Annotated in this window: 9 protein-coding genes; 6 read left to right on the forward strand and 3 right to left on the reverse strand. The window is 42.5% G+C overall.

Annotated elements, in window-relative coordinates; translation table 11 throughout:
* Window positions 1-16 precede the first annotated feature (16 nt).
* The 3 genes from D1367_RS03455 (at window position 17) to D1367_RS03465 (ending at window position 4,090) form a co-directional block, all read left to right on the forward strand.
* Window positions 17-1,060, forward strand: coding sequence for a substrate-binding domain-containing protein (locus D1367_RS03455; protein ID WP_118162873.1), 1,044 nt, complete (start codon window positions 17-19; stop codon window positions 1,058-1,060).
* Window positions 1,061-1,124: 64 nt separating this feature from the next.
* The gene (locus tag D1367_RS03460; RefSeq protein ID WP_118162878.1) at window positions 1,125-2,528 is read left to right on the forward strand and encodes an ABC transporter substrate-binding protein; all 1,404 of its coding nucleotides are present in this window, start codon (window positions 1,125-1,127) and stop codon (window positions 2,526-2,528) included.
* Window positions 2,529-3,043: 515 nt separating this feature from the next.
* Window positions 3,044-4,090, forward strand: a complete 1,047-nt coding sequence (locus D1367_RS03465; protein WP_118162882.1) for a PstS family phosphate ABC transporter substrate-binding protein — start codon at window positions 3,044-3,046, stop codon at window positions 4,088-4,090.
* A 79-nt stretch (window positions 4,091-4,169) separates the two neighbouring features.
* Here the strand turns inward: D1367_RS03465 and D1367_RS03470 are convergent, their stop codons facing one another.
* Window positions 4,170-4,889: a Crp/Fnr family transcriptional regulator gene (locus D1367_RS03470; RefSeq protein WP_100901811.1), complete on the reverse strand. Its 720-nt coding sequence runs from the start codon at window positions 4,887-4,889 to the stop codon at window positions 4,170-4,172.
* A gap of 525 nt (window positions 4,890-5,414) precedes the next feature.
* Here D1367_RS03470 and D1367_RS03475 point away from each other — a divergent pair.
* Window positions 5,415-6,134, forward strand: coding sequence for a DALR anticodon-binding domain-containing protein (locus tag D1367_RS03475; protein ID WP_323808649.1), 720 nt, complete (start codon window positions 5,415-5,417; stop codon window positions 6,132-6,134).
* A gap of 179 nt (window positions 6,135-6,313) precedes the next feature.
* Here the strand turns inward: D1367_RS03475 and D1367_RS03480 are convergent, their stop codons facing one another.
* Both D1367_RS03480 and D1367_RS03485 read right to left on the reverse strand, forming a co-directional pair.
* Window positions 6,314-7,183, reverse strand: a complete 870-nt coding sequence (locus tag D1367_RS03480; RefSeq protein ID WP_118162889.1) for a Cof-type HAD-IIB family hydrolase — start codon at window positions 7,181-7,183, stop codon at window positions 6,314-6,316.
* Between the two features lie 54 nt (window positions 7,184-7,237).
* A complete protein-coding gene (locus tag D1367_RS03485; RefSeq protein ID WP_118162892.1) occupies window positions 7,238-8,503 on the reverse strand; it encodes an RNA-guided endonuclease InsQ/TnpB family protein in 1,266 nt (421 codons plus the stop codon).
* 46 nt (window positions 8,504-8,549) lie between these two features.
* Here D1367_RS03485 and D1367_RS03490 point away from each other — a divergent pair, with 46 nt between their 5' ends.
* Window positions 8,550-8,699 (forward strand): ribbon-helix-helix domain-containing protein, encoded by a 150-nt coding sequence (locus D1367_RS03490; RefSeq protein WP_181985055.1) that lies wholly within the window; start codon window positions 8,550-8,552, stop codon window positions 8,697-8,699.
* 373 nt (window positions 8,700-9,072) lie between these two features.
* Window positions 9,073-12,012, forward strand: coding sequence for a DNA polymerase I (gene polA, locus D1367_RS03495; RefSeq protein ID WP_118162899.1), 2,940 nt, complete (start codon window positions 9,073-9,075; stop codon window positions 12,010-12,012).
* Window positions 12,013-12,202: the final 190 nt, after the last annotated feature.

The raw sequence follows: 12,202 nt of genomic DNA on the forward strand, positions 1-12,202 counted from the left end.
GTGTTAACAGCTAACTATGTCTCAGAAAAACGAAACACTTAGCCTTTTCTTAGCTGCTATCATCACCATTGGCTTAATCTTTAGTGGCTTATGGTTTTTTATGGAACGGTGGGCGCAATTAAATGGAACTGTTCCTAAACCTTCGGAGAGTAGCAATACAGATAATTCCACAAAACAGTTTGTCAATAAATGTAACGTGTCAAATCTCCCAGAGGGAACATTCAACTATGGTGGTAGCACAACCTGGGCACCCATCCGTAAAGACGTAGACTCCGTACTAAAAAGCCTGTGCCCTCAATTTAATTTACGCTATACTCAACCCGCTTCCGGTCAACCAGGATCTGGAACTGGCATTAGGATGTTGATAGATAATCAACTAGCTTTTTCTCAATCTTCTCGCTCAGTCAAAGCTGAAGAAAATGCCGAAGCTAAACAAAAAGGATTTAATTTGAAAGAAATTTCGGTGGGGATTGATGGAATTGCGATCGCAGTTAACTACAATCTCAATATCCCTGGTTTAACTGTCGCCCAACTCAAAGATATCTACACGGGCAAAATTACTAATTGGCAACAGGTGAGTGGGCCAAATTTACCAATTACAGTCTACTCTCGCAGTCAAGAAGCTGGGGGAACAGTCGAGTTCTTTGTAGAAAATGTTTTAAATAAAGAGAATTTTGGTAATAACGTTAATTACATTAGTACCACCACAGAAGCAGTACGAAAAGTAGCTGCAACTCCTGGTGGAATTTACTATGCTTCTGCCCCAGAGGTTGTACCTCAGTGTATGATTAAATCCCTACCACTAGGGCGGACAAGCGGTCAATTTGTGCCACCCTACCAAGAACCCTTTATACCTCAGTCTGAATGTCCTAGTAAGCGTAATCAGTTGAATAGTCAGGCATTTCGTAGTGGAGACTATGCAATTACCCGCAATTTATTTGTAATAGTTAAACAGAATGGTCAAACAGATCAGCAAGCAGGCGTTGCTTATGCAAATTGGCTGCTGACACCTCAGAGTCAAGAACTGATCGAAAAGGCTGGATTTGTCAGAATTAAATGATCAAAGCGGTTAGATTTAGTCAAATAATCAATAATAAACATTTTTTATTTATTTAAATTTGTTCATGTCACAAAAGAATGAAACCAAAATTTTAGCTTTGGCCCTGCTGCTGACAGTTAGCATAGTTGGCGCTGGAGTTTGGTGGTTTACTAAAGGCTCTGGGGTCAAAATCGATAATAATACCATCATTGCAGGTTCGGAAGCAGGCAGCAATCCATCCCTACAAGACCGGATTAGTTTTGGGGAAAAATCCTTGACTCCGGGTGAGATTTCTCCAGTTAAAAAAGAAGGAGTACAGGCGATCGCAGCTAAAAGTTATGATAAAGCGATCGCTAATTTCACATCTGCCCTAAAATTCAGCCGTAACGATCCAGAAACGCTAATTTTTCTTAACAATGCCCGCATCGGCTCTTCCAAGAGCTATACCATTGTGGCTTCTGTACCATTCGGCACTGACCCCAATGCTGCTTTAGAAATTTTACGTGGCATCGCCCAAGCCCAAAATGAAATTAACACCTCTGGGGGAATCAAGGGAGTGCCGTTGAGGGTAGGGATAGCTAACGACGACGATAATCCAGAAATAGCCAAGCAAATCGCTTCCAACCTAGTCAGTAATTCCGAAGTATTAGGTGTAGTTGGGCCGAATACTAGCGATTCCACCTTAGCGGCAGGTAGTATTTATACTTCGGGACAACTTGTAGCAATTTCTCCTACCAGTACATCTGTAAAAATTTCTAACTTTAGCCGCTACGTTTTTCGCACGGTTCCTAGTGATTTTATGGCTGCTAGAAGTTTAGCCAATTACATGGTGAGAACCTTGCAGAAAAAAAATGCAGTGGTTTTCTTTAATTCTCAGAGTAACTATAGCCAGTCTTTAAAGTCGGAGTTTGTCTCATCTGTTTCTTTAGAAGGTGGACAAGTATCCAGCGAATTTGACTTATCCAAGGCGGATTTTAGTGCGGCTAAAAGTATAGAACAAGCAATTAAGCAAGGTGCAGAAGTATTGATGTTAGCTGCTAACACTGAAACTCTCGATAAAGCGCTGCAAGTAATTCAGATTAACCAGAAAAAGTTAACTCTGCTGGCGGGAGATGATGTTTACAGCGCTAAAACTTTAGAAATTGGCAGAGAACAAGCTGTGGGGATGGTATTGGCAGTTCCCTGGCATATTGAGGGCGATCCTAAGTCAGATTTTCCTCAGAAATCGCGGCAGCTATGGAGTGCTGATGTGAGTTGGCGAAGTGCCCTCAGCTATGATGCCACCGTCGCTCTGATTGAGGCATTAAAACGCAACCCCACACGTTCGGGAGTCCAACTTGCACTCTTATCCTCTGACTTTTCTACCACCGGCGCTTCTGGTACAATTCGGTTTTTAGCATCAGGCGATCGCAATGCCCCAGTCCAACTTGTAAAAATTGTTCCTGGTTCCCGCTCCGGCACGGATTATGACTTTGAACCAGTTCGATAATCAGCAATAAAAAATTAAAACTTAACCAATACTTAACCTGGAAAAACCCTCAACATGAGAACTTGAGTTTTATGGGCAAAAATCTTAATGTCAACTAGTAGTCTGTCCCAAAAGTTTTGAGAGGTTAGTGATGTTCAGATCCCCGACTTCTTAAAGAAGTCGGGGATCTAGCAGCCCCTCAAAATCAATGGGACAGACCACTAGTGCTCTGTCTCATTAATTCTGATTGATTAGTTTGTTACCAAAACCCTGTAAAGACGCGAAATTTCGCGTCTCTACACCCCGCAAAATTAATGGGACAGACTACTAGCAACTGATCTTCACAAACACTCAAGCCTAGAGATAAGAGACGAATAATCCAGGTGAAATTATTATATCTTCGCTTTTAAAGTAGTCAGAAGTTAGGATTTGTCAGAATTTGCTAACAAAACACCCGTCCTCCCAATACAATCTCAAGTAGCAAGCACCTATCAAGTCAAGCACTTATATTGAATGGACGCGTGGGTAATTATACTATGTCCCAAAAAAATGAAACAACTATTCTTGTATTATCCATCCTAATCACCGTCGGGCTAATAGCTGGCGGTTTTTGGTGGTTTACTAAAAAGTCTGGTGTTAACCTAAATACAATTAATTCTGGTAATACCAAAACGCCCCAAGCCGCATCAGAACAGCCTAGTGGCAATACTTTCACTTCAGTACAGGATGTTCCTACAGGATTATTCAATTACGGTGGCAGTACATCTTGGGCACCGATTCGGCTGGTAGTTGATTCAGCAATTCAAGCGGCGCGCCCAGAACTTCGGCTGCGCTATGTAGAACCGAGTAATGCGTCTCCTGGTTCTGGTACTGGCATTCAATCTCTGATAGACGGACAACTAGCCTTTGCCCAGTCCTCCCGACCAGTTTTAGATCAGGAGTTAAGCCGTGCCCAGCAGCGTGGGTTCAGTTTGAAACAAATTCCTGTGGCAATTGATGGTTTAGCAGTTGCAGTTAATCCCAACCTGAATATCTCAGGACTAACGGTAGACCAGTTAAAGTCAATTTACACAGGCAAAATCAATAATTGGAGCCAGGTGGGTGGCCCCAATGTCCCGATTAAGCCGTATTCTCGCCGCATTGCTGATGGCGGTACAGTCGAACTTTTTGTCCAAGACATCTTGGGTGGTCAAGCTTTCAGCCCCAATGTGGAATTTATCTCCACAACCACCCAAGCCTTGCAAAAATTGGCTGGTAGTCCTGCTGGTATCTATTACGCTTCTGCCCCAGAGGTGATTCCTCAATGCTCAATCAAAGCCTTGCCGTTGGGGCGCACGCAAGGGCAATATATTGCTCCATACCAAGAACCATCTGTCCTCCCGTCCGAATGTCCTGGTAAACGGAACAAATTGAACATTGAGGCTTTCCAATCAGGAAAATACCCGATTACCCGCAATCTGTTTGTGGTGGTAAAACAGAATGGTCAGACTGAGCAGCAAGCAGGTGTCGCTTACGCCAACTTACTGCTGACTGAGCAGGGACAGGAACTCATTTCCCAAGCTGGGTTTGTTAAGATTCGCTGACTCTTGCGATCGTCTCCGGCGGGGCGTAGCCCATCGCGCTCAAGACAGAGTGGCGGAAATCGCCGCTCTGAACTGTGCTTTAACCAGCTCTATTAATCGATTCTGCTGGCAAGCAAATGAGATTATCGCCTTGAGTCAGAATTAACCCACGTTGACGCAGCTTACCCATCAAGCGGGTGACGGTAACACGAGTGGAACCAATCGCGCTACCAATTTGGGCATGGGTGAGGGGGAAGGGCAGACAATAACCGCGAATCACATCAGGATCAGTGTCGCTCATTGCTGGCTCTCCATATTCCTCAATTAACAATGTGAGAAATCCTAAGAGTCGGTCAATCGTGCGGCGTTGTCCCAAGGCACTCAGCCACAGTAGCTTACGCTGGTGCTGATACCTAAAGGCATCCATGACTTCACGACGGAAGTGAGGCCAGTTGTCTAAGTCATGCCAGTACATCCACAGCACCGCAGTTTGGTCAACATGGGCGTAGGACTGGAGTGTGAATGGTGATTGAGCAACAATTTCAAATGGCTGTCCCGCTCCCACAAAACCCAAGAACGCTTCTTCTGGGGTTCTGTTAATTCGTCGAGACGTTAGCTGGCTGGCAGTCGCGCTAACTTGGGCGGTTCCTACCATCCGGATCGCACCCCTTTGCACCAAATATAGCAATCCAGGCCGGGCTGGAATGCGCTCATCTTTGCTAAAGGTACGGCAGCGGTAGTGTTCTTGAGCCCAGTCAAGAATGCGTTGCCAAGTTAAAAAAGGCCGTGATGCCTCAGAAAAGGAGGATGGAGATTGCATAGGTAACAAAGAGCGTTCGGCTGAAGACAAAGACGTAAATAAAAGGGTGCAAGGAGTGTCTTTGTGTTGGCAAGGCAGGCATAACGCCTAACAGCGCCAGCCAATCCAAAGAATAGAAAGCAAATTACTCTCTACTCTTTTGTTATACTTCCTACTGTACAATGATGGTAGTAAAGATTACTTACTATTCATCGATTATTCATCAAATTTTATCCTCTTCTCATTTTTCTTTATCTAAATTAAATTTATACCGCAAGACGGATGACAAAATAGTAACAAATATATCTTACATGATGATTTAAATAATATTACGTGCATCATAAATTACCAGTTAGCAACTATACATCAATCAAACAGTTAGTGTACAGTTATTTAATAAAATCACTAAGCATTGATACTTATAAAGTAGAAAATGAATGCATAAAGAATGAAAAAATTCGTCTACATAAAGGTAGAGATGATCATAGAATTTTATACACCTCAAATGTGTCTATAGGACTATCAAAATCTCAGAATCGAAAAGCGATGGAGCTTGCCAGTGCGATCGCCTCAGATATATCAGGGATCTGTGACGACGTTTTTAGTATCCAAATAGTTCCCCCTGGTTTGATACATTTTGAATTAACTCACTCGACGTTAGCGACTTGGTTACAAAGTCTTGTGGAGGGGAGTGGGGAACCAGGGGAGCAGGGAGCAGGGAGCAGGGAGCAGGGAGCAGGGAGCAGGGGAGAAGAATTTTCCCCTCTGCCCCCTGCACCCCGCCCCTCTGCCTCTTCTCCATGCCCAAGGCTCAATTTGTTTACTGTTCAATATGCTCATGCACGCTGCTGTTCGCTAGTGCTTCTGGCTCATCGAGAGGGATTGATTAAACTTAGAGAACCAGTTCCAAATACTAGTCCAGCTTTTTGGAGTGTTATCTCTCCTAACCCTTTACCTTGGCTTAATTGTGACGGAATACTGCGGCTAAATCACCCAGATGAGCGTCGGTTAATTGGTGAGTTAATACAAGTGGTAGACAACATAGAATGCCCTGATGTTAAGGGTTCTGTGAAATGGGAAAAAGTAGCGCTGAGTTTAAGCCAAGCTTTTGAAAAGTTTTGGTCTAATTGCCGGATTTGGGGTGAGGTGAAAATTACTTCACCAGAGTTAGCTCAAGCCAGACTAGGATTGCTTATGGCTACTCAGTCAGTATTAAGATTTGTGCTAGAGGAAAACTTGGGTGTTTTTGCGCCCCTTGAGTTATGAATCGGTAATGTCCCTTAGGCAAAAATAAAAACTTTTATATATCTATTGACTCAATGCATCTCCTCAGCTACATTAACAAGTGTGTGAGGAGCGAACCAGCTAGGACACCGAGACGAAACACGGCCAGTCGTCGGTGTCCTTTCTGATTTATATGGGTTAGGTTTGAAAAATTGCCCTCATTACAGCAAAAACTTTTCAATTGCTACTGCTGCTCCGTCTTCCTCTACGTTGGGAGCTACCCACTGCGCGATCGCTTGCACTCCTGCTGGTGCGTTGCCCATAGCTACACCCAGTCCAACATACTCCAGCATTTCTACATCATTGAAGTTATCGCCAATTGCCATAACGTTAGCTAACTCTAATCCCAGCAATTCTTCGGCTAGGTAACGTACAGCAGTTCCCTTATTCACAGAGGCGTTAGTTGCTTCAAAGAAAGTAGCGACAGATGTTGTGAGATAAAGTTCAGCCGGTGTGTACTGACGGCGCAAATTTCCCAATAGTTTGTCGATTACATCTGTGTCATCACACAAAGCAAGAATTTTTGTCGGTTCATTGGTTAAGGCTTGACGCAAATCACCCACGGGAATCGGGGTAATATCAGAACGTTCTGCATAAATTTGGGTTTCTCTGGTTACTTCACGGACGTATAGTTGATCGTTGATGTAGAAGTGGACAGATAGGAGCGATCGCAACTCAGGTTGTTCAAAATAGTCGAGTAACTTATGGGCGATTTCCCTGGAAACAGCCCAATGGCGATGGATTTTTTGAGTGATCGGATCTTGAATCCAGGCTCCTTGATAGGCCATTAATGGTAGGGTAGAGCCGATATCTTGGTGAAAGCGCAATGCTGAACGATACATCCTACCTGTGGCGATCGCTACTTGAATTCCTTGTGCTTGCGCTGCAACAATAGCTTGCTTTACAGGTTCGCTGATGGTGTTAGAGTCTCCGGCGATCGTGCCATCTATATCCAAAACTAGTAGTTTAATGTCTTTTGTCGCAGCCTGATGATCAGTAGATGCCAAGTGTGTGGCAGATGCTTTCGGCATAATTTCCTAGATTTTAAGTTCCATTGACGCTCCCATTCCTTGAAGGGGTAGAATTCATGCGTAGAACCGCATAGGTTGCGTCAAGCAACCCCTACCTACTCGACTGAGGTCTAAACCTAGTCTTGTACTTACTTTTGCTAAAATATTGGCGACTCCATTAAGATCCGCATTAACGCATTCACCAGAAGATGTTTTATACATTCCCCGCTTAACTCGTTTGCCACATGGTTTATACCCTTCAGGTTTTTCGCCGAATTTAGGTATCAAATCACCATCTAAAAACGAAGCCTTGGAAGTATAGCTTTCCTCTGTCTCTACATAATTAATTCCATGCAATTCGCACAACTGCTCTATCCGCTTTCTTAGTTTAGCTGTGGGAATTTGCACAAAATTCTGATTGTTTTTCCGCCCAATGTTAATATTTTGCTTTTGTTCGAGATTGCAACCAAAAACCACGGTTACAACTGCGTTATTCAAGCACCAATCAATAACTTGTCTTGCTACTTTGTTGGTTGCATCCCTCATCTGTCTATTGCGTTTATCAGTCAGACGAGCCATACGCTTCGTGAAAAAAGCATCCTCGCCAAACTGTTTGCTAACTGCGGTGCTAAGTGCAGCTTTGGTTTTATTCCACCACTGATTAACAGACTTAAGTCGCTTCCCACAAACTAAAAAAGATTTACCATTAGTACAAACAGCAGACACCCAATTATTTAAACCTGGGTCAATTCCAAGAGCATGAATCCCGGTTGCTTGCAATACTTCACCCATCTCATAAACATATTCAGTGTACCAACTCTCATGAGTGGGAATGAACCGGAGTTCTTTGATTGGCTTCCCCCAAAGACGCTTTGGGTATGGCAAAGTAATTGCCTCAATTCCTTCAAAGTATTTCTTTCCAGGACATCCTAGCGGTACTTCTAAAAACTTCGTTCCATTTTTATCAATTATTTTAATAGCTTGACCTGGGTAAACTACTTGGTACATTCCTCCTTTTGCACGGTAATGTGGTAGTTTTGGCTTTTGGTTAAGTTCTGCTTTTTTTGCTTTTTTCTCTAATGCCTGAAAAGATTTAAATGCTTCAGCAACACTTTTAAGGGTTTGTTGTCCTGCTTGCGAGTGCATAACTTTATAGTTCTCATCAACCTTCAAATCCTTGCATAACTTACCGTAGCTAATGATTTTGCCGTTTTCAAAATATTGTTGACGACTTAAATATACGCCAGTGTTGTACAGACTGTTAGAAGCCATACCTAATACATTTAAAATTAGTTCTGATACAGCATCAGGTTTAGTTGCGTTCTTTTGTGTTCCAATCATTTTTTCCTCCTTAATGTTATTATACTCTCATTCGGGAGGATATGCAATGACTAGAAGACAAAAGTTTCAATTTTATTTGACCGAGAAAGAGTACCAGGCTCTACAAAAAGCAGCAGAAGATAGACAGGTTCCCATGTCTGAAATAGTTAGATTTGCTATTCAACCAGTGTTAATGAAATACCTGGACTGCACCTAAAGGTGCTACGCATTTATCTCACCCCTGTTCGCGCAGCGTCTCCCTTTAGGAGAAGGACGTGGCAAGGTGACTCAACAACCTTGCAGCTGGTGGGCTTTCTGCTCTAATAGCTGTAAGAGGTTAACAGGCTCTAGCGACCAGTGGGGAGTAGTAGAAAAAATTCGGTTCTCTACTCACTTACGTACTTATCCCTGCCAAAAGTTGGTTCTACTTGGCTTCCGTACTAAAGCTGCAAATGCGTAGATATCACTTTGTCTAAAATTATATGCAGGAGCAATTAGTACGCAAAACTGCGCTATTGTCGCCAAAGCAAAGCTGAACTAGCATCGGAAATTGCTAACTATGTGACGAAGCTTCTGGCTAAAATAGGGCTATGTCTGAAATCACTTCTACAACTGCAACACGCCCCACGTTCATCCTCGTAGATGGACACTCGCTGGCTTATCGTTCATACTTTGCTTTCGCCAAAGGGCGAGATGGAGGGCTGCGTACAAAAACGGGCATTCCTACCAGTATATGTTTTGGTTTTGTGAAGTGCCTGCTGGAGGTAATGGCAACACAACAGCCACAAGCAATGGCGATCGCTTTTGATTTGGGTGAGGCCACTTTTCGCCACGAAGCTGACGATACTTATAAAGCCGATCGCAAAGAAACGCCTGAAGACTTCATTCCCGATTTAGCAAACCTGCATGAGTTGCTCAATGGCTTCAATCTACCAATTTTCACTGCCCCTGGTTTCGAGGCTGATGATGTTTTGGGAACCTTAGCACAACGAGTAAGTGCTGCTGGGTATAGGGTGAAGATTCTGACTGGCGATCGCGATTTATTTCAACTAATCGACTCTGACAAAGAAATCACTGTTCTGAATTTTAGTCCAGATGCCCTAAAACGCTCTACAAATAGCATCACGGAATTTGAAGCAGAACAAGTCAAAGAAAAAATGGGGGTTTTACCTTCACAAATTGTTGATTTTAAAGCTCTTTGTGGTGATAAATCAGATAATATTCCTGGTGTCAAGGGAATTGGGGAAAAGACAGCAGTGCAGCTGTTAAATACTTATGGTTCACTTGATGGTGTTTATGCTGCGTTAGATGAAATTAAAGGCGCAACTCAGAAAAAATTGGCAACGGGTAAAGAAGATGCCGAGAAGTCTCGCTATTTGGCAACCATAGTTTTAGATGTTCCTATAGAATTTTATTTAGAAGATTGCAAGTTAAAAGGCTTTGATACAAACGTTTTAGCACCAATTTTAGAAAAATTAGAATTTAAGTCTTTTTTAGGTAAAATCAACGACCTTCAGCAACGTTTTGGTGGCAAAATTGAGGACAAACAAGAAACCAAAACAGACGCAAGTAATTCCAATACTAACTCAGAATTCAGGGATGATGAAGATAATGATTTGTGGTTTTTCAGTGCTAGTGATACAGCAGCAGTTCCACAAAAATTCACTTCTCCAATTACACCACGCATCATTAACACTGAAGCCAAATTAACTGAGTTAGTGAAACTTTTGCAAACATTCACCACCCCAGAGACTCCCGTTGCTTGGGATACTGAAACTACAGCTTTAGAACCAAGAGATGCTGAGTTAGTAGGAATTGGTTGCTGTTGGGGAATGCAACCAGACGAGGTAGCCTATATTCCTGTAGGGCACAAAACTGGGGAAAATTTGCATAAAGATTTGGTGCTAGAAGCATTACGCCCAATTCTCGAAAGTGCTGATTATCCCAAAGCTTTACAGAATGCCAAATTTGACCGCTTAGTTTTAAAGTGTCAAGGAATTAATTTGGCAGGAGTAGTTTTTGATCCCATGCTGGCAAGTTACATTCTAAATCCTGATTCAAGTCATAATTTGATGGATTTGTCGCAGCGATATTTGGGATTAATAGCGAAAAGTTATTTGGATTTAGTTCCTAAAGGCAAAACCATCGCTGATATAGATATTCCTGCGGTAGCAGATTACTGCGGTATGGATGCTTATTCTACCTTTGGCTTAGTGCCGAAATTGCGGGAAGAACTGGATAAAATTCCAACTTTGTCTAAGCTATTCGTGGAAGTTGAACAGCCACTAGAAGCAGTTTTAGCCCAAATGGAATACACAGGTGTTCGCATTAATTCAGCTTATTTACAAGAACTTTCACAGCATTTAGAAACTGAGTTAGCCAGGTTGAAAGAGGAAGCAACTGAAATAGCTGGGGAAAATTTTAACTTGGGTTCTCCGAAGCAATTGAGCCAAATCTTGTTTGAAAAGTTGGGGTTAAGCACTAGACATTCTCGTAAAATTCAAACGGGCTTCTCTACAGATGCAGCAACACTAGAAAGGCTCCAAGAAGATGATAATACTGGATTTGTTGAGGCGATTATTGAGTATCGGACTCTATCTAAATTAAAGTCTACTTATGTTGATGCATTACCTGCATTGGTGCGTCCAGATACCCAGCGAGTGCATACTGATTTTAATCAAGCAGCAACATCAACTGGTAGATTATCTTCTTCTAATCCAAATTTGCAAAATATCCCCATTCGTACAGCTTTTAGTCGCCAAATTCGCAAGGCGTTTTTGCCAGAATCTGGTTGGTTAATGGTGGCTGCGGATTACTCACAAATTGAATTGCGGATTTTGGCTCATTTGAGTCAAGAGCCGATATTAGTGCAAGCATATCAGCAAAATGAAGATGTTCACACTGTTACCGCGCGGTTAGTGTTTGAAAAAGAAAATATAACCTCCGAAGAACGAGGGATGGCAAAAACTATCAATTTTGGCGTGATTTATGGAATGGGTTCTCTAAGGTTTTCGCGCTCAACTGGGATAGATAAGAATATTGCCAACGAGTTCATTAAGCGGTTTAATGAACGATATCCGAAAGTATTTGCATATTTGGAGGGAGTGAAAAAAGAAGCGATCGCTCTTGGTTATGTTGAAACTATTTTCGGTCGCCGTCGTTATTTTGACTTTACTAATAACAGTTTACGCAAATTAAAAGGCAGTAACCCAGAAGATATTGAACTGAGTAAATTGAAGAATTTAGGTGCTTATGATGCAGGTTTACTACGCTCGGCTGCTAATGCACCAATTCAAGGTTCTAACGCTGATATTATCAAAATTGCAATGGTGAGATTGCATGAGGTTCTGAAGAACTATCAGGCGCGTTTGTTGTTGCAAGTTCACGATGAATTAGTGTTTGAAATTCCCCCTGAAGAATGGGAAGAATTACAACCGCAAATTAAGTCGGTGATGGAAAATGCAGTCCAATTGAGTGTGCCGTTGCTGGTGGATGCGCGTGTTGGTGAAAATTGGATGGAGACGAAGTAAGGGATTTCTAAAAAATAAATTATCTAATGAAAACGAACCACAGAGGCGCAGAGAGCGCAAAGAAAGGAAGATGAGAGAGGATTCAATACGGTTCGGATAAGGTTTTTTGATGACACGCCGCTAATGGCAAAGACGCGATAAATCGCCGTCTTTACAATAATCAGTTCTTTGTAGAGACTTTGACCAGGCT

It is taken from the genome of Nostoc sphaeroides (assembly GCF_003443655.1).
GTDB lineage: Bacteria > Cyanobacteriota > Cyanobacteriia > Cyanobacteriales > Nostocaceae > Nostoc > Nostoc sphaeroides.